Here is a 26,286-nt window from a genome sequence, read left to right on the forward strand (position 1 = left end):
GCATGCCGCCCAGCAGCGTTCTACCCCGAGACCGAACGGTCAACCCACGAGCAAACGCACGATCCGCGCGAAACAGCATGCCGCCCAGCAGCGTTCTACCCCGAGACCGAACGGTCAACCCACGAGCAAACGCACGATCCGCGCGAAACAGCATGCCGCCCAGCAGCGTTCTACCCCGAGACCGAACGGTCAACCCACGAGCGAACGCGCGATCCGCGCGAAACAGCATGCCGTCCAGCGGTGTTCCGCCCGGAGGCCGAGCGGTCAGACCGCGAGCAGGCGGGCGGTGCGGGTGAACAGCGTGCCGCCTGCGGCCAGGGGTAGCAGTGCGGTGTCGAGGCCGGTGGTGTCGGCGAGGCGGGCGTCGGGGTAGGTGAGGACGCTCTCCAGCGCGCGCGGGTCGGTCAGGGCGTCGTCGGTGACGGCGTCCGCGCCGAGTTCCAGCCGGTGGCGCAGCAGCGGTGTCGCGCCGACATCCGCGGTGAGTTCACCGCTCCAGTAGCCGTGGTCCTCGCCGGTGCGGCCGATCTGGACGCGTTCGCGAAGCCGCAGGCGCGCACCGTCTTCCAGGCGCACGGTGGTGACCGTCTCGTGCTCCGCGCCGCCCGCGACCACGGTCGGCTCCGGATCGAAATCCAGCTCCCCGCCCGCGGCGACCTCGAAGTGCCAGTGCGCCACCGACTTGCTGGTCTCGCGGCCCGGCAGGGCGATGGTGGCCGCCACCGAGCGCACGGCCAGGCGCGCGCCCTCCCCCACGGAGACAACGATATCCAACACGTCGCCGCCCAGCGGAGTGGCGGCGGTGCCGATCAGGTGGACCGTGTCGATCCCGGTGCGCCGCGCCGCCAGGCCGCCGACCGCGTGAATGTGCGGCAGCGTCCCGGCGGTCGCGGTGATGCGGAGCTCAGTGCGAATGGGCACTGCCCGCCGTCGCATTCGAGGCCGCCGCATCCTGCTCGGTGGCCAGCTTCAACTGCTCGCGCACCCATGTCAGCACCGGCGTCGCGGCCGGATCCTCGGTCAGCGAGGTGAACACGAACGGGCGGCCCTCGCGCACCTTGGTCGAATCCCGGTCCATCACCGACAGATCCGCGCCGACCATCGGGGCCAGGTCGGTCTTGTTGATGACCAGCAGATCCGACCAGGTCACGCCCGGGCCGCCCTTGCGCGGCACCTTGTCGCCGCCCGCGACGTCGACGACGAAGATCTGCGCGTCGATCAGGCCCGAGGAGAAGGTGGCGGTCAGGTTGTCGCCGCCCGATTCCACCAGGATCAGATCCAGCGGCGGGTTCGCCTCGATCAGATCGTCGATGGCGTCCAGGTTCGCGGTGATGTCGTCGCGAATCGCGGTGTGCGGGCAGCCGCCGGTCTGCACCGCGGTGATCCGCTCGTCCGGGAGCACCGCGTGCCGGCGCAGGAAGTCCGCGTCCTCGGTGGTGTAGATGTCATTGGTCAACACGGCCAGCGACAACTCGTCGCGCAACTGCCGGCACAGGGCGGCGGTCAGCGCGGTCTTGCCCGATCCGACCGGTCCGCCGATTCCGATCCGCAGCGGCTCCCCCGGCGTCCGTTCCCGCTTGGGACGGTCGTGGCTGTGATCGTGCGGTTCCCCGTCGATGAGGTGAGGTGGCATGTTCGACTCCTTTCCACCCCATCCTTGCCCAGCCACGTAAACCGCATGTAACCCGGGCCGCGACCAGCTACGACGCAAACAGCGGCATCTCCCGGCCCAGGTGGCGCTCGGCCAGCACGTCCTGCAGCGGATCCGAGAGCGCGGCAAGAGCTTTGACCGCGTGCGCAGCGGTCGCGTCGCACACGTCGGCGAGCCGGATGGTGCACGCGGCCACGGCCGCCGGGTCCAAGGCGAGCAGCCGTTGCGCCGCGGTCGCGGCGCCGGTCATCGTCGTGTAGACGGTCACCGCCGCGATGTCCTGCGGCGCGGCCTCGCAGGCGGCGCCGACCACCCCGAACACCGTGGACAGGTGTGGCCGGGTCCCGAGCGCGCCCCAGTCGGCTTCCGGCCAGACCTGTTTGGCGAGGCGGAGCAGACCGCGGCCCTGTGCCCGCGAGGCGGTGCGGGCCGAGGGCGACGGGGTGCGGGCATCGGCCTCGAGCTCGGCCCGGGCCGGGTCCAGGGTTCCCGCGCACACCGCCGCGGCCAGTGAGGCCGCGACCAGACCGGAGGTACGAATCCGCCGCCGCAGGTACAGCTCGACGCTCGCCACGTCGCGCAGCAGTCCCGAGGCGACCGCCTCCTCGACCCCGCCGGAGTGCACGTGCCCGCCGATCGGCAACCGCGAATCGGCCAGGGTGAGCAAGGTAGCCAGACTCATCGGCCCGCCTCCGGATCGACGCCGAGCAGTCCGCGCGCGATGAGTCCGAGCACCTGTTCGAGCGCGAAGTCGATGCCTTCGCGGGTGGTGGGCAGCGGGCCGTCCACCAGCAGAGCGGCCAGGCCGTGCACCGCCGACCAGGCGGCGATCGCGGCGCCCGGCCTGCGGTTCGGATCCAGCAGACCGACCGCCTGCACCTCGTCGAGGACCTGGTTCAGGATGTCGAACGGTTCGGCGGTTTCCGACGCTGCCTCGACGGTGGATCGATTCCCGCGCGGATCGAGGTCGGGCACCGGGTGCGAGTCGAAGGCGACACGGAACAGTCCGGGCTCGTTCACCGCGAAGGTGACATACGCGGTCCCGACCGCGCCCAGCCGCGATACCGGATCGGAGGCATCCTCGACGCCGCGCCGCATCTGGGTGGCGAGTTCGCTTCGGGCAGCGCGTGATACCTCGGCGAGCAGCGCCTCGCGGTCGGCGAAATGCCGGTAGGCCGCCGAGTGGGATACCCCGGCCTCCCGGGCCGCCTCGCGCAGGATCACCCGTTCCGGTCCGCCCTCGCGAGCGAGAGCGACGCCCGCGTCGATCAGAGCCGAGCGCAGAGACCCGTGGTGATAGGGCCGTTGTCGGCTGCCGGAGGCGGTTGCTGAGCTCATGGCGTCAAGGATCGCACATGCCGGGAAGGGTGTTGACACTGGTCACATCGCGGGCACATACTGGCCGCATGTAACCACTGGTCACTTTTTTGACCGGGGTGTATCCCTCGAAGCAGGAAGGACAGTCCGATGACACACGCACGTGTTCTGGTCACCGGAGCGACCGGCAAGATCGGCGGCGCGGTCGTCGACCAACTCGTGGAGCAGGGGGTGACGACCAGGGCGCTCGTTCACCGGGAGGACTCCCGCAGCGCTCGGCTGCGGGCGGCGGGCGCGGAGATCGCGGCGGCCGACATGCTCGATTACCGGCAGGTCGAGGCCGCGCTCACCGGCGTGGACCGGGTGTTCTTCAATCCGCCCTATCACCCGCACGCCCTGGACAGCGCGGTCGGATTCGCGGTCGCCGCACGCCGTGCCGGAGTGGAAGCGATCGTGTCACTGGGCCAGTGGATCGCGAGCCCCGAACATCCGTCGCTGCTGACCAGGCAGCAATGGCTGACGGCCAAGATGTTCGAGCTGCTGCCCGACACCGCTCACGTAGCCGTCGATCCCGGCTTCTTCGCCGACAACTACATGAAGACGCTCCCCGTGGCCGCCTTGTTCGGTGTCTTCCCCATGCCGACCGGATCGGGCCGCAACGCCCCGCCTTCCAACGAGGACATCGCCCGTGTCGCCGTCGGCGGCCTGCTCGACCCCCACCGCCACGACGGCAGGTCCTACCGCCCGACCGGACCGAAGCTGTTGTCGGGCACCGACATGGCCGACCTCATCGGCGAAGCGGTCGGCAGACGCGTCCGCCACGTGGAGATCCCGCTCCCGATGTTCATGCGCGCCATCGATGCCGACGCCGAACGCCTGCACGCCGACCTGTTCTTCCAATCCTCCCTGCGCCACTACGTCCCCGAACACGCCCTGGGCACCTGGGAATCCGGCGGCCCCACCACCCACGTCCGCGACGTGACCGGACGCGACCCCGAGGACTTCCTCACCATCGCCCGCCGCTACGCCACCGCCCCCGAAGCCCAGCGCACCGTCCGCAATTATCTGTCCTCCCTGGCGGATTCCCTGCGCATGGCGGTCCTGCCGCGCAAACGCCTGGACCGATTCGAGGCCGTACAACAGCATCCCCGCCCCGCGAACCCGCGTTTCTCGGGCGAGTCCGAATTCTGGCGGGCCGAGCATTCCGCCGGGGACCGCCACGCAGGCATGACCGTTTCGGCCCGGCCCGCCGATCCCCGGCGGAATACCGCGTAGATCAGTTCAGGTCGGCGCGGACGAAGGTATCGGAGTTGGTGAGCACGGCGTGAGCCCAAGGGAGATTGATGAGTTCGGGGCTCGCGCCCGGTCGCGGGGATTTGACAGCCTGATCGGAGACCACATGCCACGCGGCGTGCAGGTGGCCGTCGCGCAGCAGCCCGGTGAAGGAGCAGATGCTCGGGATCTCACCGGCCGCGACGAACGAGAACTGAACACAAGGCCCGCGATGCAGCCCGATGATCGGCACCTCGCTCCCCGCGAAAGCACTGTCCCCCAAGGCGGTTTCGAAGCTCCCCTCCAAACGCCCGCCCGCATCCTCGGTGATCGTCAGGCGCGACCCGTACTCGTTGCGCCACTGTCCCTTCCAGTCGATATCACTCATCTCCGGTCCAAGTCCCCCGCGACTCCCCGTATTCCGCTCAGTGGGTGGCCCGGCGGGTCATGCGGCCGCCGGCGGAGCGGTAGTGGGCGTGTCCGTCGCGAATGTCGTGGTAGGAGACCAGCATTTGGCGCGAGTACCCGGTGAACATTTCCAATGGGAGACCAGTGGGGGCGAAAAGGTCCTTGCCCACGGGGATGAAGCGGCGGGACATGGTGGGGATCGAGCCGCCGGCGAAGGCGGTGAAGATCTCGCGTTGGGAGGTGTCGGCGGGTTCGTAGGTGGTGGTTTCCTCCAATGCGCCGTCCACGATTCGGACGTCCACGCGCAACTGGTTGGAGCGGTAGGTGCCCGTGTAGGGGGTGAGGTCGGGGACTTCGATGGGGCCGGTGAGGAGGTCGGGGACGGTGACGCCGAGGCGGTCACGCAGCAGGGACAACAGGATTCGGTCGAACAGGACCATGGCGCCGGCGCTGTTGCCGTAGGCGGCGAAGACCAGGTCGTGGTCGGGGACGGCGACCAGGACCGCGACGCCGCCCGGGGAGGCGCCGGAGTGCGAGAGGACGGTGATGTCGCCGAAAGGCATGAGCAGCCAACCCAATCCGATCGGCGGGATGTGCAGGGTGCCCATGCTGTGGGTGACGGTCTGCATGCGTGCGATGGACTCCGCCGACAGCACCCGGGTGCCCGACGGGGCGATGCCGCCGTCGAGGTGGGTGCGGCCGAAGGCGAGCAGATCGGCGACGCTGCCCATGGCCGAGGAACCGGCGGGGCCCCAGGTGTCGGGGAGTTTGAACAGGTCGGTGCGGCGCGGGCCCGCCGGGTCGGGGAAGTGGCCGATGGCGGTGCTGCGCAGGATCGCCTGCTCGGCCGAGGTGGAGGTGTCGCGCATGCCGGTCGGCGTGAACAGATCCTGTTCCAGCAGTTGGTGATACGGCATGCCGGTCACCGCCTCCAGGACGCGTCCGGCGACGATCATTCCGCCGTTGGAGTAGCTGATGTACTCGCCGGGCGCGAACAGGGTGCCGACCTGGTCGGCCATGCCCGCGACGGCGACGCGCAGCGCGTCGGGCCCGTTCGCGTTCGGGAAGTACAGGTCGGCGTCGATGCCGTTGGTGTGCGAGAGCAGATGCCGGATCCGGATCTCCGCCGCGCCGGGCGCGGCGAGCCGGAAGTCGGGCAGGTAGGCGCACACCCGCTCGTCGAGGTCGATCCGGCCGCGCTCGACCTGCCGCATGACCAGTGTCGTGGTCAGCACCTTGGTGATCGAGCCGAACAGGAATCCGGTGTCGGGTCGCATCGGCGACCCGGTCACCACATTGGTGACCCCTTCGGCGACGATCTCCTGCTCGCCGGCGTGGTACACCCCGGCGACCACGCCCGGCGCCGCGCCGCTCGCGCAGAACTCCGCCACCAGCTGCTGCAATCCGTTGTCCGACATTGTCGTTCCTTCGATTCCGCTCGTCGCCGTCGAGATCGGGGAATCGCCTCGACCAGCTCTGGGAACGACAATGGCGGGTGCCGCTGACAGCGCACCGACAGTGCGCCGACAGCCGCCCCGGAACCCGGATCAGTCCGGATAGCGCCAGCTCCAGCGGGTGGAACCGGTGAGCGGCCGGTCGGGCGCGACAACCTGCGGGAGGGTGTTCAGGCCGTCGGGCGGCCCGGATTGGGGTTCCACGCAGACGGTTTCGGCGGGTTCGTCATAGACCACCACCCACTGCAGCGGGCTGGCGATGGTCAGCTCGACCGCCCCCGGCCAGGTGAGGACGACGTGCACACCGTCGGGCATGCCGAAACAGTCGTCCCAGGGTCCGGGTCCCGGCGGGATGCGGGTGCCGTCGGGAAGGTGGTCGGGGCCGCGCCGTTCCTGCCAGGCCGGGGTGAAGGAGATCTCCACGTCCTTGCCGTCGGGAGTGAGGCGACGGTGGAACCAGGGGTGCCAGCCCAGCTGAGCCGGGAAGGGCTCGCCGGTGGCCTCGACGGTCATGCGGAGTTCGACCGACTCCGGGGTCAGCTCGAACGATTGGGTGACGCGCCCGGGGAACGGCCAGGGGGCGCGCAGGTCCTGGGTCAGCACCAGTTCGGTGGTGTTGTGCCGCACCACCTCCCACGGGTGGTCGCGGACCGTGCCGTGGATGGCGTGGGGTTCGGCGTTGCGCGGAAGCTGATGGTCGCGGCCGTTCCAATGGAGGATGCCGTCACGCATGCGCCCGCACCACGGCGCCATGGGGAAGCTGCCGAAATGGTCGCCGGACCGCAGCAGTTCGGTCTCACGCAGCCGCAGTCCCTCGATTCGACCGGTATCGGGATGCACGGTGAGCACCGCGTCGTCGGCGTGCAACCGCAGGTTGTCGTCCGTCATATCGTCACCAGCTCCACCCAGTTCGGATTCCAGCCGACCCGGCGACGGTCGACGGGCCGCAACGCGCCGCTGTCGGGGTCGATGGCATACGACGTTACCGCGTGCGACTCCTGCCCCGCCGCCAGCAGGTTGCGACCCGAGGGATCGATCGCCATTCCGCGCGGGCAGCTTTCGGTCACGGTGTGGCCCAGCGGCGTGAGCACGCCCGTGCCGGGGTCGACCCGGAATCCGGCGATCGTGCTCGACCGCCGCTCGGACACGTACAACAGCCGCCCGTCCGGGGTGAGCTTCAGTTCCGCCGTCCACGGCTCGCCGCCAGGCTCGGGAAGTACCGAGACGGTGTCGAGCGGGCTGAGACGGCCCGTCCCGGAATCGTATTCGTAGCCGCTCACCGTGCCGTCCAACTCGTTCGTGCCGTACACCAATCGCCCGTTCGGATGGAACAGCAGATGGCGCGGCCCCGCACCGGGCTTGGTGGAGACGAAGGCCGGATCGTTCGGGACGCCCCGGCCGGTCCGCGCGTCGAATCGGAACTGCAGCACGACATCTCCGCCCAGCGCCGCCACGAACACGTGCCGGTCGGTGGGATCGGTGACGATCGAGTGCGCGTGCGGCGGCGTGGCGAGCGCTTCGATCGGCTCGGCCACCACGCCGCCGTCCGCGTCGATCGCGTTCACCGAGACGAAGTCCCCGGTATAGGACGCCCCGAGCAGGTAGCGCCCGCCGTGATCGGTGGACAGGTAGGCCATGTTCCCCGGCAGCGGCACCGTCTCCCGCGCCCGCAGTTCGCCGGTGCCCGAATCGATCTCGAAGCACGCGACCGACCAGGGCTGCGAGCGCAGCGAGGCGTAGAGGTGGCGGCGGTCGGGGGCGACCGCCAGCGGCATCACCGCGCCGCTGACGGCCACCGTTTGCACCGGCTCCAGCGTGCCGTCGGAGCGCAGTCGCAGGACCGCGATCTCGGCGCTGTCCGCGCAGGACACGTAGGCGACGACCGTCATGCGGCCCGCCCCGCCCGAGCCCGCAGATCCAGCTCGATCTCTTCCAGGCTGCGCCCCTTGGTCTCCGGCACGTACCGCCGCACCAGCACGAACAGCACCACGCTGACCGCCGCGAAGATCCACGCCGAGTACGCCAGCCCCAGATGCTTCGGATCGCTCATGACCGGGAACAGGAAGGTGATGGCGAAGGTGGCCGCCCACAGCACCGTCGAGGCGGTGGCCGTGCCGATGCCGCGCACCTTCAGCGGGAAGATCTCCGCGATCATCACCCACACGACCGCGCCCCAGCCCAGTTCGTAACCGACCCAGTAGAGATTGAGCACGATCAGCGTGATGATGCCGGTCCCGGTGCCCTTGCCCATGGTCAGCACGGTCAGCCCGAGCAGGAACAGCGACAGCGCCATGATCACATTGCCCAGCAGCAGCAACGGCTTTCGGCCCCACCGGTCCACCATCAGGAACACCCAGGCGGTGAAGATCAGTTTGACGGTGCCCATGATGGTCGAGGCGAACAGCGCGTTCTGGGTGCCGAAGCCCAACTGCTTGAACATGTCCGGCGCGTACAGGTTGACCGCGTTGGTGCCCGCGAACTGCTGTCCGATGGCGAGGATGAGCGCCACCACCAGGGCGGGGCGCGCCCACTTGGTGGTCAGATCCCGCAGCCGCCCACGCTGTTCGCCGTCGATCCGGATGACATCGCGGATGCCCTCCAGTTCGCTGTCGGCGTCGTCGTCGCGGTGCGTCTGCTCCAGCACCAGCCGCGCTTCCTCCTCGCGGCCGGCCTTGACCAGCCAGCGCGGCGTCTCCGGCAGCGTGAACAGGCCGAAGAACAGGATCACCGCGGGCACCGCCGCGAGCCCGAACATCAACCGCCAGTTGCCCGCACCGCTCAGTGCCCAGTCGACGATGTAGGCGATGAGGATGCCGGACACGATCATCAACTGGTTCAGCGTGGACAGTGCCCCGCGCATCCGGGTGGGCGCGAGTTCGGACAGATACATCGGCACGGTCGCCGACGAGCAGCCGACCGCGACGCCGGTGATGAACCTGGCCACCACCAGGATCGGATAGCTCGGCGCGAAGGCGCAGGCGAGCACCGCGGCGGTGAAGATGACCGCCGCCACCATGATGGTGGGCCGGCGGCCGTACCGGTCGGCGAGGCGACCGGCCATCATCGCGCCGAACACCGCGCCCGCCGCCAGCGAGCCGCCGATCACGCCCTTGGCGAAAGAGTCCAGGTGCCAGGGCTTCACGATGAACAGCAGGACACCGGAGATGACGCCGAGGTCGTAGCCGAAGAGGATGCCGCCGAGCGCTCCGAAGAAGTAGAGGGAGGAGACGCTGATCCGCCGTCGCTGAGCGGGCGTCGTTGCCGACTGCTGCATGGGTGATGCTTCCTTTACTACCAATCGAGTGTGCCCAGGCTCACATGCTCGAAAGGCGAACACAATACAGATTCCGATGCTTGTTCGGCATCAGCTCATGCGTTCACGGATGTGAACGCGCGGTGCCGAGAGATGTTGCCGCGCACGGCGTCCGGCGGGTCAGAGCGGGTTGGCTTGCCCCAGGGGAGTTTCCAGGAACGCGCCGCCGATGTACTCGGGCAGTTCACCCGGAGGCACCTGGTCGGCGAAGTATTCGGCGTCATCGTGGCTGACGTAGCCGATCTCCTGCGCCTCGCGCAGTGACACCACCGCCCGGGTATTCGCCGAGACGCCCCACATCACTCGATAGCCGGGAGTCTCGGTGGCCAGGCAGGCTTCGAGCAGGCGCGCGCAGTCGTCCGGCGACATCCACAGCGACAGTTGCCGCACGTCGGCGGGCTTCTCGAAGCAGCTGCCGATGCGCACGCAGGACACGTCCATGCCGAATCGCTCGTGGTAGAGGCTGCCGAGCGCCTCCAGCGTCGCCTTGCTCACGCCGTAGTAGGTGTCCGGTCGCGGGGTGCTCTCGCCGGGCAGCCCGTCCGCTCCGGCCTCGCCGACCTTGCGGTAGCCGACGGCATGATTGCTGGAGGCCAGCACGATTCGCGGCACCCCGGCCGCGCGGGCGGCCTCGAGCACGGTGTGGGTGCCGTCGATATTGACCGCGAGGATGCGCGACCACTCGTCCTCGCGGCTGAGGCCGCCGAGGTGGATGATCGCGTCGACATCGGCGCAGGCCGCGGCCATGATCTCCGGATCGGTGAGCGAACCGGTGACCGTCTCCACCTGCTCGCCCGGGGCGGGCGGATCCAGCGGGGCGAGATCGAGCAGTCGCAGGATCCGATCCGGGCGGGCCAGGCGTGGGCGCATCAGCCGCCCGAGATTGCCCGCGGCTCCGGTGACGAGGACGCGTTGCAGCGACATGGGGTGAACTCCTTGTGCGAGGGAACAGGTTCGTGGTCAGCGGATTCCGGCCTGTCGCAGGCGTCGCGCCAGCACCGCGGCGGCGTCGCGCAGCACGGCTCCGACGCGGTGCTGTTCGGCCTCGGTGACCCGGTCGAGCGGCATCGAGCAGCTCAGCGCGTCCGTGGCGGGCAGGCGGTAGGGCACCGCGGCCGCCGCGCAGGCGACCCCGGCCGTGCCCTCCTCGTGCTCGGTGGCGTACCCGCGGTCGCGGATCACCGTGAGCTCGGAGAACAGGACCTCACGGCTGGTCACCGTGTGCTCGGTGCGGGCCGGAAGGCGCTCGGGCAGCAGGGCTTTCAGCTCGCCGTCGGACAGTTCGGCCAGCAGCGCCTTGCCCAGCGCGGTGGCGTGCGCGGGCAGGGTGCGCCCCACCCGCGAGATGAGGTGCTCGGAGCTGCGTGACTCCCGCGTCTCCAGATACACCACCTCGCCGCCGTGCAGGCGGGCGTAGTGCACGGTGAATCCGGTCTGCTCGCGCAGTTTTTCGAGGGTTTCGGTGGCGTACGGGATCGCCGGGTCGCGATCGAGGTAGGCGGTGCCGCAGACCAGTGCCCGCACGCCGAGGCGGAATCTGGTTCCGGTGTCGTCGGTTTCGATCCATCCGGCATCACGCAGGGTGCGCAGCAGTCCGTGCAGGCTCGATCGCGGGAATCCGGTGGCCTCGTGCATGTCCACCAGCGAGAGCCAGGCCGGCCGCGCCGCGAACACCTCCAGCACCGCGATCGCCCGGCGTGCCGACTTCACTCCGTTCGCCGTCTCGTCGGCCCGTCCCCGCGCTCTCTCGTCGGTCCGCCGCACGGCATCCGGACGCTGCATGACACTCCCTGAGATCTCCCGGCATTCCGTCGATCGGATCGTTCTGGTTACGGAATTCCGCCTGATTCCCGATCGTATTCAGATACATGAACTTTCGTCCGATGCTTTCTGTGCATCGCTTGATGCTCAAACAATGTTGGACGGGTATCAGAGCGAGGCCCTAGCCTGCAGGGACAGGGATCCGCGAGACCGCGGGGCAGAGGAGTGCGCATCGATGACCGACGACGACCGGCTCTCGGCCATGGTGTCCCTGGAGCAGGTGCGCGGATTCGTGGTCGTCGCCGAGGAGGGCAGCTTCCGCCGGGCCGCCGACCGGCTGCACATGACCCAGCCGCCGCTGAGCCGCCAGATCCAGAAGCTCGAACGCGATATCGGTGTGCTGCTGCTGGATCGGACCCAGCGGCAGGTGGAACTGACCCCGGCGGGCCAGGCCTTCCTCGTCGAGGCCCGGCGGCTGCTGGCCCTGGCCGAGGCGGCTCCGGCCACCGCGCGCCTGGTGGCGGGCGGGCACACCGGCACGGTGCGGATCGGTTTCACGGCTACGGCGGGTTTCGGTTTCCTGGGCGATTTCCTCAACCAGCTCTCGGTCGCACTGCCCGAGATCGACCTGATCCTCAGTGAACTGGTCAGCAGCCTGCAGTTCGACGAATTATCCAGCGGGAAACTGGATCTGGCATTGGCGCGCCCGCCGTTCGATCGGCTCGCCTTCGACGGGCGGCCGGTGTATCGCGAGCCGCTGGTGCTGGCGGTGCCCGACGGGCATCGCCTGGCCACGGGCGGCCTGGTCGCCGTCCGCGAACTCGAGGGCGAGCGAATGCTCATGTACGCGCCCGGCCCGGCCCGCTACTTCGCCGACCTGACGCACCGGGTGCTTGCCGGGGTCTCCTACGACCCGGCCGACCGGGTGAGCCAGGCGCACACCATGCTCGCGCTGGTCGCGGCGGGCCGCGGGGTGGCGCTGGTGCCCGAGGCCGCGAGCCGGCTGCACCTCGACGGCGTCCGCTACCGGCCGCTGTCGGGGGTGAGCGAGCGCGCCGAACTGTACGCGGTCTGGCGGCGCGAACCGGCGAATCCGGCGCTGCGCCGCGTGATCGACCTCTTGGATACCTGGTAAGGAGAACACCACCGTGCACCGCACACCCCTCGACACGATCGCACCGGCGGATCTGGGACCGGTCCTGGGCCGCGGCCTGCTGTCGTTCCCCGTCACCCACTTCGACGCCGAGCTCGCGTTCGACGAGGCCGCCTACCGCGAGCACATCGCCTGGCTGTCCCAATACGACGTGGCGGGGCTCTTCGCCGCGGGCGGCACCGGTGAGGGCTTCTCGCTGACCACCGCCGAGATCGATCGGGTGGTGCGCGCCGCGGTGGCCGAGACCGCCGGGCGGGTGCCGGTGCTGGCCCCCGCCACCGCCGGGACCGCGGTGGCCGTCGAGCAGGCGCGCAATGCCGAAGCAGCCGGGGCGCAGGGGATTCTGCTGCTGCCGCCGTACCTGACCGAGGCCGGGCCCGAGGGCCTGCTCGAGCATGTGGCGGCGGTGTGCGCGGCGACCTCGCTGGGCGTGATCTTCTACAGCCGCGCCAACGCCCGCGTCGATGATGTGACCGTGGCGCGGATGGCCGAACACTGCCCGAACCTGATCGGGTTCAAGGACGGCGTCGGCGACATCGAGACCATGACCCGCATCTACGCCCGCATGGGCGACCGGCTCACCTATATCGGCGGGCTGCCCACCGCGGAGACCTTCGCGCTGCCCTACACCGAAATGGGTGTCACCACTTACTCTTCGGCGATCTTCAACTTCGCGCCGGAGTTCGCGCTGGCCTTCTACAAGGCGGTGCGCGCGCACGACCGCGAGACGGTGTACACGCACCTGCGCAACTTCGTACTCCCCTACCTCGATATTCGCGACCGCAAGCCGGGCTACGCGGTGTCGATCATCAAGGCGGGCCTGACCGCGGTGGGCCGCCCCTCGAGCCGGGTGCGACCGCCGCTGACCGACCTGGACGCGGGCGAGCTGGCCGAGCTGACCGCGCTCGTGGAAAGGATTGCCTGACATGGCCTCTCCCGCCGTACTGGACCGCGTGACCGCGGTGAAGATCTCCTCGGTGACGCTGCCGCTGCCGGGCGGCATCAGCGATGCGAAGGTGCTCACCGGACGACAGCGGCCGATGACCGAAGTGGCCGTGCTGTTCGCCGAGATCACCACGGCTGCGGGGTTCGAGGGCCTCGGCATCAGCTACTCCAAGCGCGCGGGCGGCCCCGGCCAGTTCGCGCACGCCGAGGAGATCGCGCCGCTGCTGCTGGGCGAGGATCCCAGCGATATCGCCCGGCTCTGGGACAAGCTGATGTGGGCGGGCGCGTCGGTGGGCCGCAGCGGGCTCGCGGTGCAGGCGATCGCCGCCTTCGATGTCGCGCTCTGGGATCTCAAGGCCAAGCGCGCGGGGCTGCCGCTGGCCAAACTGCTGGGCGCGCACCGGGATTCGGTGCGCTGCTACAACACCTCCGGCGGATTCCTGCACTCTCCGATCGAGGAGGTGCTCGAGCGGGCCACCGAGTCCCTGTCCTCCGGGATCGGCGGCATCAAGATCAAGGTGGGCCATCCGGACCACGCCGTGGACCTCGCGCGGGTCACCGCGGTCCGCGAGAAGATCGGCGACCGGGTGCCGCTCATGGTCGACGCCAACCAGCAGTGGGACCGCCCGACCGCGCAACGCATGTGCCGCGCCTTCGAGCCGTTGAACCTGACCTGGATCGAAGAGCCTTTGGACGCTTACGATTTCGCCGGGCACGCGGCCCTCGCGAGAACCTTCGACACCCCGATCGCCACCGGCGAGATGCTGGCCAGCGTCGCCGAACACACCGAATTGATCAGGGCCGGTGTCGATATCGTCCAGCCCGACGCCCCGCGCGTCGGCGGCATCACCCGATTCCTCGACATCATGAACCACGCCGCCCGCGAACAACTCCAGCTGGCACCGCATTTCGTCATGGAGGTCCACCTCCACCTCGCGGCGGCCTACCCCCTCGAACCCTGGGTCGAACACTTCGAATGGTTCGATCCGCTCTTCAACGAACGCCTCGACATCCGAGACGGCCGCATGCACCTTTCCGGCCGCCCCGGCCTCGGCGTCACCCTCAGCGACCAGGCCCGAGCCTGGACCGTCGCCGAGCACGAGGTCCGGGCATGAACGGAATCGTGTTCGAGTGCAAGCTGTTTCGACTTCCCAACGACGAGTACCGGAGGACCTGGTGATCGCGGATACGCCGCTCGAACGGATCGATGAGATTGTCGCGGCGGCGGTGCGGGCCGCCGAGGCGCTGGCCGAGACCACGCCCGCACAGCGGGCCGGGTGGCTGGAGGCCACGGCGGAGAGGATCGAGCGGGCCGGAGATGAGCTGGTCGCGCTGGCTGCCCGGGAGACCCACCTGCCCGAACAGCCGCGGTTGCGAGGAGAGTTGGCGCGCACCGTATTTCAGCTGCGACTGTTCGCCGAGGTGCTCGCCGACGGTGAATTCCTGCGTGCCACCATCGATCACGCCGATCCGAGCTGGCCGATGGGGCCACGCCCCGATATTCGGCGCAGTGTGGTGCCGATGGGGCCGGTGCTGGTGTTCACGGCGAGCAATTTCCCCCTCGCTCTCAGCGTGGCCGGGCACGACACCGCGGCGGCACTCGCGGCCGGATGCCCGGTGATCGTGAAGGCGCACCCGGGGCATCCGGAATTGTCCGCGCGCACACGCGACGTGCTCGTGAGCGCATTGGCCGAGGCGGGTGCGCCGGAAGGCACGTTCGAGATCATCTACGGCGTCGAGGCCGGGACGACGGCGTTGCGGCATCCCGATATTCGGGCCGCCGCGTTCACCGGGTCGGTGCCCGGCGGGCGGGCGCTGTTCGACATCGCCAATGCGCGGCCACGGCCGATTCCGTTCTACGGTGAGCTCGGCAGTCTGAATCCGGTGGTGGTGACGGCGGGTGCGGTCGAGGCGCGCGGCGAGCAGATCGCGCAGGGGTTCGCCGGGTCGTTCACGCTCGGGGCGGGACAGTTCTGCACCAAGCCGGGGCTCTTGCTGCTGCCGGTCGGCCACGGACTCGAACAGCAGCTGGTGAATGCCGTTGCGGCGGTGCCCGAACAGCGGATGCTCAACGACCGGATCGCGGCCGGCTACCGCACGGGTGTGTCGGTCCTGCGCGAGCAGGCGGGGATCACGCGGCTGGTCTCACCGGACGCGGACCCCGCCGACACCGGCTTCCGTCCGACACTGCTGTCGGTGCGCGCCCGCGACTTCCTCGGCGACCGTGAGGTTCTGGACCGCGAATGCTTCGGCCCCGCCTCGGTGATCATCGAATACGACGGCGAGGACGAACTGCGCGCCGTGCTCGAGGGACTCGAGCCCGGACTCACCGCCACCGTGCACGCGGAGGAGTCCGAGTACGAGCAGGTGCGGACCCTGCTGCCGCTGCTGACCCGGCTGGCCGGGCGGCTGCTGTGGAACGGCTGGCCGACCGGCATCACGCTGTCGTGGGCGCAGCAGCACGGCGGACCGTATCCGGCCACCACCGCACCGCAATTCACCTCCATGGGCGCGGCCGCCATCGAACGCTTCCTGCGCCCGGTCGCGTGGCAGGACTTCCCCGACGCTCTGCTGCCCGCCGCCTTGCGGGAGGCCAATCCGTGGCAGCTGCCCCGGCGCGTCGACGGCAAGCGCTGACACCCTGATCCCGGCAATCCGACAGGAATCCGAAGGTATGAACACCGATCTCCCCGTGATCACCGATGTCCGGCTCACCCCCATCCTCATCTCGGACCCGCCGCTACTGAATCTGTCCGGCGTGCACCAGCCCTACACCCCGCGGCTGATCGTGGAACTGATCACCGATGCCGGGATCGTCGGACTCGGCGAAACCTATGGTGACAGGGCGTATCTGGCACGGGCGAGCGAATTGTCGCGGCAGCTCGTCGGAGTGCCCGTGGGCGCGATCAACACCATTCTCGGGCTCGGCCGGTCCGCGAGCGCGCTCATCGATGCCACCCCCGCCGCCAGCGGGCTGCGAGGCGCGCTGACCACCGACAAGGTGCGGCTGTCGGTGATCTCGGCTTTCGAGGTGGCGGCGCTCGACGCGCTCGGCAGACACCTGGGCGTGCCGGTGCACACCCTGCTCGGCGGCAAGGTCCGCGACCGGGTCGAATATTCGGCCTACCTGTTCTACAAGTGGGCCGAACATCCGGTCGACGATGTGCCCGCCGATCCGTGGGGCGCGGCACTCGATCCCGACGGGATCGTGGAGCAGGCCCGGAAGTTCCTGGTACAGGGCGGATTCCGCTCGTTCAAACTCAAGGGCGGGGTCTTCGCGCCCCAGGAGGAGATCGCCGCGATCAACGCCCTCGCGGGAGCCTTCCCGGGCGCGCCGCTGCGGCTGGATCCCAATGGCGGCTGGTCGCTGAAGACCGCGCTGCGGGTGGCCGAGGAACTGACCGGCGTCGTCGAATACCTCGAGGACCCCACCACGACCGTCGAGGACATGGCCGAGGTGCACCGCCACAGCGGAATCCCGTTGGCCACCAACATGATCGTCACCTCCCTGGACGAGGTGAAACCCGCCTTCGATCGGGACGCGGTGCAGATCGTGCTGTCCGACCACCACTTCTGGGGCGGACTGCACGCCACCCGCGACCTCGCCGCCGTGTGCCGGGCCTACGGCAAGGGCCTGTCCATGCACAGCAATACCCATCTGGGCATCAGCCTGGCCGCCATGACCCAGGTCGCGGCGACCATTCCCGAGCTGCGCTACGCCTGCGACACCCACTACCCGTGGCAGTCCGAGGATGTCATCACCGAGCGCCTGACCTTCACCGCGGGCGCGGTCGACGTGCCCGACACGCCCGGCCTCGGCGTGGAGCTGAACCCCGATGCCCTCGCCCGGCTCCACGAACGCTGGAACAGCATGCCGGACATGCGCGAACGCGACGATGTCGCCGCCATGCGCCGCGCGCACCCCGGCCAGCGCACCGCGACCTCCCTCGAGTACTGATCTCGAGGCTGCGAACCGTTCAGGGCCGCAACGGGATTCCTGAAGTTTGCGGGAACGGCGGACAACCGTCGGCGATCGTACCTAGTCTCGTATTCATGAGGTACGCAGCGGAGGGAATGCTCGTCTGCACCGCGATCTCAGGGGCGCTGATCCTCGGCGCCTGGCTCACGAGAGGCGAGGTGCGGCGCGCCCGCGTGCGCCACGGCAGGCACCGCCGACTGCCGCCCGCACTGGTTTTCGGGCATGTCGCGCTCGCTCTGATCACCGCCTCCGCGTGGACCACCTTCGTGGTCGTCGGTAACCACGACATTGCCACCTACGCCGTGGCGCTACTGGTCATGACGGCCATCCTCGGGGCCACCATGTTCGTCCGCTGGATACCCACCTATCGCACCTTCGCCAAATCCCCGGAAGGTCCGGGCGCGGCGCATCGCGCGACCCGGGAATCCAATCTGCCGCTGCGCATCGTGCTGATCCACGGTGGATTCGCGCTCGTCACCGCCACCCTGGCGTCGGTCGTCCTGCTCACCAACCGCTGAGGGTGGGCACCCGATGCCCAGGCATCGGATGGCTCTGGGTAGGCCGGCGCGCGCGACGCACGATGGATCACGTCGAACCGACACCATCGCCGACAAAGGACGAAACACCGTGTACCACATCGCCGTCAGCTTCGATGTCCCCGCCGACCGCCGCGACGAGTTCATCGCCGCCGCCCTCGAGGACGGCCGCAATTCCGCCGCCGACGAGCCCGGCACCCTGCGCTTCGAACTCATCGCCGACGCCGACAACCCGAACCGCTTCTACCTCAACGAGGCCTACGCCGACGAGGCCGCCTTCGACGTCCACGCCAAGGGCCCCCACTTCGCCCGTTTCTTCGAGATCATCGAATCCTTCGCCGAGGGCCCCACCTGGCTCGTCAAAGGCACCCGCATCGAGGACCCGCGCGCCTGACCACTCGCAGTATCGAGATCAGGGAGCTCTCACCGTGGAAATTCGCCCGGATTTCCGCGCTGGGAGCTCCCTGATCTTGTTTGTGTTGGGGTTCTGGAGATTTCGGGTCAGTGGGTGGTCCAGGTCAGGAGTTTGTCGACGGGCCAGGTGTTGATGATGCGGTCGGCGGGGATGTTCAGGTCGAGGGCGCGTTGGGCGCCGTAGCCGAGGAAGTCGAGTTGGCCGGGGGCGTGGGCGTCGGTGTCGATGGAGAAGTCGCAGCCGAGGTCGAAGGCCAGTTTCAGCAGGCGGGTCGGGGGGTCGCGGCGTTCGGGGCGGGAGTTGATCTCGACGGCGGTGCCGCTGTCGCGGCAGGCGGTGAAGACCTGTTCGGGGTCGAATTGGGATTCGGGGCGGGTGCCCCGGGCGCCTTCGACCAGGCGGCCGGTGCAGTGGCCGAGGATGTCGGCGCGGCCGTCGGAGACGGCGCGGACCATGCGGCGGGTCATGGCGGCGCGTTCCATTTTCAGCTTCGAGTGGACGCTGGCCACCACGATGTCGAGGCGGTCGAGCAGGGCGGGTTCCTGGTCGAGGGAGCCGTCGTCGAGGATGTCGACCTCGATGCCGGACAGGATGCGCATGGGGGCGAAGCGGTCGCGTAGTTCGTCGAGGACGTCGAGTTGCTGGCGGAGGCGGTCCGGGGAGAGACCGTTGGCGACCGTCAGGCGGGGCGAATGGTCGGTGAGGGCGCAGTATTCGTGGCCGAGGGCCTGGGCGGCGGCCATCATCTCGGTGATCGGGGCCGAACCGTCGGACCAGTTGGAGTGGACGTGCAGATCGCCCTCGAGGGCCGCGCGCAGCTCGCCACCGCCCAGATCCTTGGCCGAGGTGCGCAACTTGACCAGGGCGTCGGGCTCGCGACCGGCCCAGGCCTGCGCGATCACCGTGGCCGTCTTCGGGCCGATCCCCGGCAGCGACTGCCAGTCGCCGGAGCGGCCCAGCTGCTGCCGCTGGGCGTCGTCGAGGCGTTCGACGATGTCGGCGGCATTGCGGTAGGCCATGACCCGTCGGGGATCCTCGCGGGCGCGGTCCTTGAAGAACGCGATCTGACGCAGGGCGACGACTGGGTCCATGTCACCAGTGTGCGCGCCCGGGTATCACGCGGTGGGCACTCGGGCCCTAGCCGTTGACCGCTCTGCCGACCATCAGCAGTGCGATGACCACCCCGGCGACGACCAGAATGCCGTAGTGGCCCGCCGAGGTGGCGTAGTCATAGGTCGATCCGGCGATGGCGATCGCGATCACCAGGAAAAGTAGTCGCTTCACGGCTGCCTCCCACACAATCGTCTCCACGGTAGAAGCGCGGATTCACGTGCACCACAGTCGATCAGGCCACTGGCGGCGCGGAGGCGTCGAACAGGCAGCGGTAGTGAGCCGGTTACCTTTTCCTCCGCCCCATCGTCATATCAGTGACGGCCCGGAACACGAGGTCGCCACACTGACGATCGGAGGACGAAATGCTCACGAACGTGCTGTACGTGACCGTGTATGTGACCGACCAGGATCGGGCGCTGAAGTTCTACACCGAAGGGCTGGGCTTGGAGAAGCACATCGACTACCCCGGACCGGATGGACGGTTCCTCACTTTGCGCGTGCCCAAGAGCCCCGTCGAGATCATCCTCTGGGAGCACCCGGCCGCCGCGGGACAACCGGTCGGTGCGCACGAGGTGCCCGCGCCCGGCCCGCTCATCCTCGAATCCGACAACCTGCGCAAGGATTTCGCGCTGTTGCGCGAACGCGGCGTCACCTTCCTCGTGGAGGAGCCGGAGGACTACGCCTTCGGTGTCCGCATCGAGGCGGTGGATCCCGATGGCAACCGGATCTCACTGCGCCAGCAGCGCAACGGGCGGTGACGCCATGCAGACCAGGCCGGGGAACCTGGTGACCGAGGCGTTCGAGCAGCAGCGGGATCACCTGCGCGCGGTCGCCTTCCGCATGCTCGGGTCCTATGCCGACGCCGAGGACGTGGTCCAGGAGGCGTGGATGCGCCTCGCCCGCAACGACGACGCCGCCATCGAGAACCTGTCGGGCTGGCTGACCACCGTGGTCGGTCGAATCAGCCTGGATCTGCTGCGCTCTCGCGGCAACCGCCCCGAACAGTCGTACGGGGACGGCATATCCGAGGTAGTCATCGTCGACGACAGTCCGGAGCCGGAAGAGTGTGTCGCGCTCGCCGATTCGGTCGGTCTGGCCCTGCTCGTCGTGCTGGACTCGCTCGGGCCGAGTGAGCGGCTGGCCTTCGTGCTGCACGACATGTTCGCGGTGTCGTTCGCCGAAATCGGCCAGATCCTGGGCAAATCCGCCGACGCCACCAAAATGCTCGCCAGCCGAGCCCGCCGGAAAGTGCGCGCGACCGAGCGCCCCGCCGATGCGTTGTGCGAGCACCGGACGGTCGCCCGGGAACAGGGCACAACCGGCGGGAGACAGCGGGCAGTCACCCGAGAACCGCAGACGAGCGCCCAGGTACATAGGGAAGTCGTCCATGAAACGCGGGCAACTGTTCGAGAACAGCGAGCGGTCGTCCGAGAGCAGCGGGCTGTCGCGCAGGCTTTCCGGGCGGCCGCGATCGGCGGTGACTTCGAGGCACTGCTGCGGGTGCTAGACCCGGACGTCCAGCTCACGGTGAACGCTCCCGGCGGCAGGTTCGTCACCCTCGGCGCGACCGAGGTGGCCGCTCGCGCGAAGATGTTCTCCGGCGAGATCGCCCGTCACCAGCCGGTGCTGGTCGGCGGTCTGCCCGGCTATATTTCCTGGCGCGAGGACGGCACTCCGCTATCGCTGATCTCGTTCACGGTGGCGCACAACCGAATCGCGGCGGTCACCATAGTGGTCGATCCGGCCGAGCTCGAACTGCTGGATCTGCCGAAGTGGGCGTGAGCAACCACACCGGCCCGGCCGACCGTGCAGCATCGGTCCGACCGCGTCGGTCTAGCCCACCGCGCGGTACAGGTCGGCCTCGTCGAAGACCGTGAGCCACTGGGCCCCGACAGCCCGATAGCCGAAGCGGGCATTCAACGCATTGATCACCGCCGGCATGTGAGCCGCACCGTAGACGACCGCCACCACCTCGGGCCGCTCGCGGTGTTCCTCGTAGACCTCGGCGAGGGCAGAGATCAGCTCCTCGTCACGGTCGTGCAGAAACGTCTTGTTCATGAATCGGATCCGCACATCGGAGTTGTCATCGATCTCGAACCGGCTCCGTAACAGCCAGTTTCGGCCGCCCAGCGCCATGACCACGGTGTAGTACGGGGTCAGTGCGAGCAGATCGAGCAGCGACCAGAAGGAGAAACGATGCCGCCGACGGCGACCGGACACACTTTCCGGAAACACCGTGGGTATGCCCAGCGCCGCATGGTCGATGTCCTGGTGGACGAGACCCCGAACTCCACGCTGACGGGTGAGCCGCATCGCGAGCACAATGGCCTGCCCGTGCGAACTGGGCATGTCCCACCCCTCCGACACGATCAGATCGCAGTCCCGCAGCCGCTCGGCCACCTCCCGATAGAACTCCGCCCGTCCGATATGGGCCATCGGAAACAGCCGGAACCGCAACGGTTTCCCCCGCGCCCGCAAATCGATGACCGACGATCGCAATCCGACAACGCTGTATTCGGTGATCTGCACCGCCCACCCCCATGGCCGGTCGTGGGCTCGAGACGGCCCACGCTCTGCGAAAAACGCTATGCCACCGCGGTGCCGACCCAAAGCACCCAATTACGGGGGGTATCTCCCCACAGCTTGACCTCAACGTTGATTGAGGTTGCAAGGTGAATGGGAGTTTGTCATGTCATCGAGGTGGAGGAGTTGTCGTGCACGCCATTCGGCTTCATGAGTTCGGGGCTGCGGAGAATCTGCGGTACGAAACCGTCGCGGATCCCGAAGTCGGCCCGGGGCAGGTGCGAATCGCGGTCGAGGCGGCCGGAGTGCATCTGCTCGATACCTCGCTGCGGAAAGGGATCGTGTCCGGACCCATGCCGCTACCGGAACTACCCACCATCCCGGGACGTGAGGTGGCCGGGACGGTCGACCGGGTCGGGGATGGGGTCGAGCGGAGCTGGCTCGGGCGGCGGGTGGTCGCGCACATCGGGCAGGCACCGGGCGGGTATGCCGAGCTCGCGGTGACCGAAGCCGAACGGCTGCACGAGATTCCGGTGGGGCTCGACGCCGGGGCGGCGGTGGCCATGATCGGGACCGGGCGCACGGCGCTGGGGATTCTCGGCTTCGCCGATCCGGGCCCGGACACGGTGGCGATCGTGCCATCGGCGGCGGGCGGGATCGGGACCTTGCTGGTGCAGTACCTGGTGGGAACGCGAGCCACCGTGATCGGTCTGGCGGGCGGCAAGGCCAAGGCCGACCAGGTTTTCGAGAACGGAGCCGATCTGGCGCTCGACTACCTGGATCCGACCTGGCCGGAGACCGTTCGGGCCCGCTACGGGGAGCGTCCCGCCACCCTGCTGTTCGACGGAGTCGGCGGCGAGGTCGCGCGGACCGCGGTCGATCTGCTCGGAAAGGGCGGTCTACGACTGGTGTTCGGATGGTCCGGCGGGCAGATCGAATTCGACGAGGAGCAACTGGCCGAGCGAGGTGTGACCTCGGAAGTCGTGCTCGGCCCGCGGATGCTCGAACGCGCGGGCGGCTTGCGGGCCCTCGAGACCCGGGCGCTGGCGGAGGCGGCGGCGGGGCGTCTGCGGCCCGCGGTGCACGGCTTCCCGCTCGCGGAAGCCGCAGCGGCGCATCGAGCCTTGGAGCAGCGGCAGACCACGGGGAAGGTGGTCCTACTCCCCTGACAAGCGACCCAGGCCGCGTTCCATGAAGCGTTGCGCGGCGCCTCGGCGCAGGTCGGTCCAGGCTTGGATGGGGCCCGTCCACCACGGGGCGATCTCGAGGGGCCGTGCGACCACGGCATGGCAGATGAGGTTGGCGGCCTCGTCCGCGGTGAGTCCGGGAATGCCGGAGAAGTCGGTGGGCGCGCTCATACGGGTGTGGACCAGGGGCATGTAGACCGAGGTGGTGGTGACGCCGTCGGCGGCGATCTCCGTCGCGACGGTGCGTAACCAGATGTCGAAGGCGCCCTTGGACGCTCCGTAGGCCGACCAGCGCGGGGCCGGGGGCATCCGCAGACCCCAGGTGGAGATGTTGACGATATGCCCGCGCCCGCGCTCACGCATACTCGGCAGCAAGGTCAGCAACAGCCGGACGGGGCCGAGATAGTTGACGTCGATGGTCCGGGTGAAATCGTGGAAACGATCATAGGATTCGTCGATCGGCCGGCGAATGGACCGTCCCGCGTTATTGATCACCACATCGACCCGGCCGTGCTCGGCTAGCATCGTGCGACCCAATTCCTCGACGGCGTTGAATTCGGTGATGTCCGAGGTGTAGACGTGCGCGGTCCCGCCCGCGGCGCGGATCTCGGCGGCCACGGCCTCGAGGTCGTCCTGTGAGCGCGCCACCAGCAGCACCGTCGCACCCGCCCTGGCCAGCTTCTTCGACGCCGCCTTGCCGATCCCGTGCGACGCACCGGTCACCAGCACGACCGCATCGGACACGGCCTCGCGCAAGGCTTTCCCGCGCGGGCGGGAGGTCGGATAGAAGATTCTGGTCGCCACGCGTTCCGCCAGCGGACGGCCGTTCGACCCGGCCGGATTCGCACTGTTCGGGGCGTCTTGCTCAGCCACGGTTTCGAGGGTAGCCGCAGAGTCGGCGGGTGATCGGGAACTGAGTGGAAATACGCGGGCGCGAACAGCTTTCGCCCACAAGGATGAAGGACGGTACTCGGGGGAAGGGAATCATGTCGACGCACACGCCGGAACGGGCGACACCGGAACACATTTCGATCATGGGCTGGATCGCAAGGGGGCTCGCCCTGGTGATCTTCGTCCCGCCACGTTTGGCGTGGGAGGCCCTCAAAGGGCTGGCCCACCTCATCGCCGCGACGCTTCGCCTGTTCGTCGAGCATCTGCTCGAACCGCTGTGGATCTTGTTCCGGGACTGGGTCTATCGCCCGTTACGCAATTTCGTGCGCAACTACCTCTGGCACTGGCTGATCCAGCAACTGTTGTTCGGCATGGTCCTCACCCCGCTGGGCGCATTCCTGCTGGCGTATTTCCTGCGTCCGATCCAGCGCGCCATCGAGGAATGGCTATGGCGACGCGTCCTGAAACCCGCCTTCCGGTGGACAGTCTGGAATGTGGTGGCACCCACCCTGCTGGCGATCGTCTGGTTCATCGAGCACATCGTGAATCCGATCATCACCTGGCTGATCATCTGGCCGCTGGTGCAACTCTGGCGCTGGGTGCTCCGCCCCTTGGTCCACGTGGTGCTCGTGACCTGCGCGTTCGGCTGGAGGATGGCCACCACCGTCGTCGAATTCACGGTGGTGGCGCCCTGCCGATGGCTCAACCGCACTGTCCTGCAACCGCTCTTCGCGGCCATCGCCCGCGCCCGGCACGCCCTGGCGAAGCCGGTGCGCTGGGCCTACCGGCGCGTGATCATGCCCTGGCGCGCCCGAGCCGCCGAGGTCTGGACCCTGATCTTCGGCGGCTAGTGCGCCGACCCGGACGCCACCGCACCGTTCTTCGCGGTGGCACCGGACTTGGCGAAGAAGGCCACCACCGCCATGCCGGCCAGCAGCACCGCGCCGGTGGTGGTCGCCACGTGCATGCCGTTGACGAACGATTCGCGCGCCGAATCCACCAGCGCCGCATTGTCTCCGGCCTCGTTGATGGTCTCGCCCAGGGTGGGGCCGAAGTCCCCGCCGGAGCGGAACACCAGCGCCGCCAGCGATCCCAGCAGGGCCAGGCCCAGCCCGTTGCCGAGCTCGAAGCTGGTCTCGGAGATCCCGACCGCGGAACCGGCCCGCTCGGCCGGCACCGACGACACCGCCACCTCCGACACCAGCGTGAACGCGATGCCGAAGCCCGCGCCCGCCACTACGGAACCCGCGATGTACCAGCCGATGCCGCCGTCCACGCCGACCCCGAGCAGCATGAGGTTGCCCAGCGAGGCCATGCTCAGCGCGAGCACGAAGGTGGTCTTGGTGCCGAGGGCGCGCCCGATGCGCGCACCGCTCATGGAGAACACGAACACCACCACGGCCCCGGGAATCCCGAGCAGCGCCGAGGCCAGCGCGTCGCGTCCGGTCACCGACTGCAGGTACATGCTGGTCAGGTAGCTCATGCCCGCCAGGGCCAGCATGCCGACCGTGCTGGAGCCGACGGCCACCGAGAACAGTCCGCGCCGGAACAGGCTCAGATCCAGCAGCGGTTCACTCAGGTGCCGCTGCCGCCGGATGAACGCGGTCAGCAGCAGCACGCCGATGATGCCGATCCCGATGGAGGGCAGGTCGAATCCCTCGGCCGCGCAATGCTTGATGGCGTAGACGATGGGCAGGATGCCGCCGATGGACAGCAGCACGCTCACCCAGTCCAGCGGCCCGCGCCCGGCCGCGCGGTGCTCGGGAAGCAGCAGCGGGCCGAAGACCAGCAGCACCAGCAGCACCGGGGTATTGATCAGGAACACCGAGCCCCACCAGAAGTGGTGCAGCAGCACGCCGCCGATGATCGGCCCGACCGCAGAACCGCCCGCGAAGAACGCGGTCCACACGCCGATCGCGGTCGCCCGCGCCCGATCATTGGGAAACAGGGTGGAGATCAGGGCCAGGCTGGAGGGCAGTAGCGTCGCGCCACCGATGCCCATGAGCGCCCGGGCCGCGATGAGCACGCCCGCGCTCGGCGCGAAAGCGGCCAGCACCGAGGCGATTCCGAATACCGTGGCGCCGGCGAGCAGGATATTGCGCCGCCCGATCCGATCGCCGACATTGCCCATGGTGATGAGCAGACCCGCGATCATGAACCCGTAGATGTCGAGAATCCAGAGCTGTTGGGTGGCCGAGGGATCCAGGCTCTGGGTCAGCGTCGGCATGGCCAGGTACAGCACCGACATATCCATCGACACCAGCAGCACCGGCAGCAGCAACACGGCCAGGCCGGCCCAGGCACGGCGCGGCGTCTTCGCGTCGGGACGCGCGAGGGTACTCGTCATGACCTATCCTTCGGGCTGATT

General features: G+C 68.8%; 28 protein-coding genes. 12 read left to right on the top strand and 16 right to left on the bottom strand.

All coding sequences use genetic code 11. The annotated features are described in order from the left end of the window. Positions 1-264: 264 nt before the first annotated feature. The 4 genes from GPX89_RS23955 to GPX89_RS23970 form a co-directional block, all read right to left on the bottom strand. Positions 265-915: an urease accessory protein UreD gene (locus tag GPX89_RS23955; protein ID WP_328602373.1), complete on the bottom strand. Its 651-nt coding sequence runs from the start codon at positions 913-915 to the stop codon at positions 265-267. Further along, positions 905-1,633: an urease accessory protein UreG gene (gene ureG, locus GPX89_RS23960; RefSeq protein ID WP_157389961.1), complete on the bottom strand. Its 729-nt coding sequence runs from the start codon at positions 1,631-1,633 to the stop codon at positions 905-907. The genes GPX89_RS23955 and ureG overlap by 11 nt, the downstream gene beginning before the upstream one ends. Before the next feature lie 67 nt (positions 1,634-1,700). Then, a complete protein-coding gene (locus GPX89_RS23965) occupies positions 1,701-2,333 on the bottom strand; it encodes an urease accessory protein UreF (RefSeq protein WP_157389962.1) in 633 nt (210 codons plus the stop codon). After that, the gene (locus GPX89_RS23970) at positions 2,330-2,989 is read right to left on the bottom strand and encodes a TetR/AcrR family transcriptional regulator (RefSeq protein WP_157389963.1); all 660 of its coding nucleotides are present in this window, start codon (positions 2,987-2,989) and stop codon (positions 2,330-2,332) included. The genes GPX89_RS23965 and GPX89_RS23970 overlap by 4 nt, the downstream gene beginning before the upstream one ends. Before the next feature lie 129 nt (positions 2,990-3,118). On the opposite strand from GPX89_RS23970, the gene GPX89_RS23975 reads away from it, so the two are divergent. Then, a complete protein-coding gene (locus GPX89_RS23975; RefSeq protein WP_157389964.1) occupies positions 3,119-4,243 on the top strand; it encodes an NmrA family NAD(P)-binding protein in 1,125 nt (374 codons plus the stop codon). 1 nt (position 4,244) lies between these two features. On the opposite strand, the gene GPX89_RS23980 is transcribed toward GPX89_RS23975, so the two are convergent. The 7 genes from GPX89_RS23980 to GPX89_RS24010 all read right to left on the bottom strand — a co-directional run bounded on the left by GPX89_RS23980 (position 4,245) and on the right by GPX89_RS24010 (position 11,197). Beyond that, a complete protein-coding gene (locus GPX89_RS23980) occupies positions 4,245-4,628 on the bottom strand; it encodes an avidin/streptavidin family protein (RefSeq protein WP_157389965.1) in 384 nt (127 codons plus the stop codon). 37 nt (positions 4,629-4,665) lie between these two features. Beyond that, a complete protein-coding gene (locus GPX89_RS23985) occupies positions 4,666-6,066 on the bottom strand; it encodes a serine hydrolase domain-containing protein (RefSeq protein WP_157389966.1) in 1,401 nt (466 codons plus the stop codon). A 129-nt stretch (positions 6,067-6,195) separates the two neighbouring features. Next, positions 6,196-6,990, bottom strand: a complete 795-nt coding sequence (locus tag GPX89_RS23990) for an aldose epimerase family protein (protein WP_157389967.1) — start codon at positions 6,988-6,990, stop codon at positions 6,196-6,198. Then, positions 6,987-7,991: a lactonase family protein gene (locus GPX89_RS23995; protein ID WP_157389968.1), complete on the bottom strand. Its 1,005-nt coding sequence runs from the start codon at positions 7,989-7,991 to the stop codon at positions 6,987-6,989. Before GPX89_RS23995 ends, GPX89_RS23990 begins: the two co-directional genes overlap by 4 nt. Further along, positions 7,988-9,376: a sugar porter family MFS transporter gene (locus GPX89_RS24000; RefSeq protein WP_157389969.1), complete on the bottom strand. Its 1,389-nt coding sequence runs from the start codon at positions 9,374-9,376 to the stop codon at positions 7,988-7,990. Before GPX89_RS24000 ends, GPX89_RS23995 begins: the two co-directional genes overlap by 4 nt. A 159-nt stretch (positions 9,377-9,535) precedes the next feature. Further along, positions 9,536-10,339: an NAD-dependent epimerase/dehydratase family protein gene (locus GPX89_RS24005; protein WP_157389970.1), complete on the bottom strand. Its 804-nt coding sequence runs from the start codon at positions 10,337-10,339 to the stop codon at positions 9,536-9,538. 36 nt (positions 10,340-10,375) lie between these two features. Continuing rightward, positions 10,376-11,197, bottom strand: a complete 822-nt coding sequence (locus GPX89_RS24010; protein ID WP_157389971.1) for an IclR family transcriptional regulator — start codon at positions 11,195-11,197, stop codon at positions 10,376-10,378. 214 nt (positions 11,198-11,411) lie between these two features. Here GPX89_RS24010 and GPX89_RS24015 point away from each other — a divergent pair, with 214 nt between their 5' ends. The 7 genes from GPX89_RS24015 to GPX89_RS24045 all read left to right on the top strand — a co-directional run bounded on the left by GPX89_RS24015 (position 11,412) and on the right by GPX89_RS24045 (position 18,183). Then, positions 11,412-12,311, top strand: coding sequence for a LysR family transcriptional regulator (locus GPX89_RS24015; RefSeq protein ID WP_198347565.1), 900 nt, complete (start codon positions 11,412-11,414; stop codon positions 12,309-12,311). A 13-nt stretch (positions 12,312-12,324) separates the two neighbouring features. Then, complete coding sequence (kdgD, locus tag GPX89_RS24020; RefSeq protein WP_328602249.1) at positions 12,325-13,254, top strand: 5-dehydro-4-deoxyglucarate dehydratase; 930 nt, start codon at positions 12,325-12,327, stop codon at positions 13,252-13,254. 1 nt (position 13,255) lies between these two features. Continuing rightward, positions 13,256-14,389 (top strand): L-talarate/galactarate dehydratase, encoded by a 1,134-nt coding sequence (locus tag GPX89_RS24025; protein WP_157389972.1) that lies wholly within the window; start codon positions 13,256-13,258, stop codon positions 14,387-14,389. A 61-nt stretch (positions 14,390-14,450) separates the two neighbouring features. After that, on the top strand, positions 14,451-15,911 hold the full coding sequence (locus GPX89_RS24030) for an aldehyde dehydrogenase (NADP(+)) (RefSeq protein ID WP_328602250.1): 1,461 nt from the start codon (positions 14,451-14,453) through the stop codon (positions 15,909-15,911). A gap of 37 nt (positions 15,912-15,948) precedes the next feature. Then, the gene (locus GPX89_RS24035) at positions 15,949-17,232 is read left to right on the top strand and encodes a glucarate dehydratase family protein (protein ID WP_157389973.1); all 1,284 of its coding nucleotides are present in this window, start codon (positions 15,949-15,951) and stop codon (positions 17,230-17,232) included. Positions 17,233-17,327: 95 nt separating this feature from the next. Then, on the top strand, positions 17,328-17,771 hold the full coding sequence (locus tag GPX89_RS24040; RefSeq protein WP_157389974.1) for a hypothetical protein: 444 nt from the start codon (positions 17,328-17,330) through the stop codon (positions 17,769-17,771). Positions 17,772-17,880: 109 nt separating this feature from the next. Next, on the top strand, positions 17,881-18,183 hold the full coding sequence (locus GPX89_RS24045) for a putative quinol monooxygenase (protein WP_198347566.1): 303 nt from the start codon (positions 17,881-17,883) through the stop codon (positions 18,181-18,183). A gap of 107 nt (positions 18,184-18,290) precedes the next feature. On the opposite strand, the gene GPX89_RS24050 is transcribed toward GPX89_RS24045, so the two are convergent. Together GPX89_RS24050 and GPX89_RS24055 are read right to left on the bottom strand one after the other, a co-directional pair. Then, positions 18,291-19,295 carry a PHP domain-containing protein gene (locus tag GPX89_RS24050; RefSeq protein WP_157389975.1) on the bottom strand — a complete coding sequence of 335 codons (1,005 nt, stop codon included), beginning with the start codon at positions 19,293-19,295 and terminating at the stop codon, positions 18,291-18,293. Positions 19,296-19,341: 46 nt separating this feature from the next. Beyond that, positions 19,342-19,488, bottom strand: coding sequence for a hypothetical protein (locus GPX89_RS24055; RefSeq protein ID WP_157389976.1), 147 nt, complete (start codon positions 19,486-19,488; stop codon positions 19,342-19,344). Between the two features lie 191 nt (positions 19,489-19,679). Between GPX89_RS24055 and GPX89_RS24060 the strand changes: the two genes are divergently transcribed. Together GPX89_RS24060 and GPX89_RS24065 are read left to right on the top strand one after the other, a co-directional pair. Further along, positions 19,680-20,075: a VOC family protein gene (locus GPX89_RS24060; protein WP_157389977.1), complete on the top strand. Its 396-nt coding sequence runs from the start codon at positions 19,680-19,682 to the stop codon at positions 20,073-20,075. A 4-nt stretch (positions 20,076-20,079) separates the two neighbouring features. Further along, on the top strand, positions 20,080-21,099 hold the full coding sequence (locus GPX89_RS24065) for a sigma-70 family RNA polymerase sigma factor (protein WP_157389978.1): 1,020 nt from the start codon (positions 20,080-20,082) through the stop codon (positions 21,097-21,099). Positions 21,100-21,150: 51 nt separating this feature from the next. Here GPX89_RS24065 and GPX89_RS24070 read toward each other — a convergent pair whose 3' ends face one another. Further along, the gene (locus GPX89_RS24070) at positions 21,151-21,846 is read right to left on the bottom strand and encodes a hypothetical protein (protein WP_157389979.1); all 696 of its coding nucleotides are present in this window, start codon (positions 21,844-21,846) and stop codon (positions 21,151-21,153) included. 185 nt (positions 21,847-22,031) lie between these two features. Here GPX89_RS24070 and GPX89_RS24075 point away from each other — a divergent pair, with 185 nt between their 5' ends. Then, entirely contained in the window at positions 22,032-23,009 is a 978-nt protein-coding gene (locus tag GPX89_RS24075; RefSeq protein ID WP_328602251.1) for a zinc-binding dehydrogenase, read from the top strand. On the opposite strand, the gene GPX89_RS24080 is transcribed toward GPX89_RS24075, so the two are convergent. Next, positions 22,998-23,900, bottom strand: coding sequence for an SDR family NAD(P)-dependent oxidoreductase (locus GPX89_RS24080; RefSeq protein WP_328602252.1), 903 nt, complete (start codon positions 23,898-23,900; stop codon positions 22,998-23,000). The two genes, GPX89_RS24075 and GPX89_RS24080, sit on opposite strands and share 12 nt — an antisense overlap. Before the next feature lie 113 nt (positions 23,901-24,013). Between GPX89_RS24080 and GPX89_RS24085 the strand changes: the two genes are divergently transcribed. Beyond that, positions 24,014-24,769, top strand: coding sequence for a hypothetical protein (locus GPX89_RS24085; protein ID WP_157389981.1), 756 nt, complete (start codon positions 24,014-24,016; stop codon positions 24,767-24,769). Here the strand turns inward: GPX89_RS24085 and GPX89_RS24090 are convergent. Beyond that, positions 24,766-26,265 carry an MFS transporter gene (locus tag GPX89_RS24090; RefSeq protein ID WP_157389982.1) on the bottom strand — a complete coding sequence of 500 codons (1,500 nt, stop codon included), beginning with the start codon at positions 26,263-26,265 and terminating at the stop codon, positions 24,766-24,768. The two genes, GPX89_RS24085 and GPX89_RS24090, sit on opposite strands and share 4 nt — an antisense overlap. Positions 26,266-26,286 lie beyond the last annotated feature (21 nt).

This window comes from Nocardia terrae, from assembly GCF_009760405.1.
Classification (GTDB): Bacteria; Actinomycetota; Actinomycetes; order Mycobacteriales; family Mycobacteriaceae; genus Nocardia; species Nocardia terrae.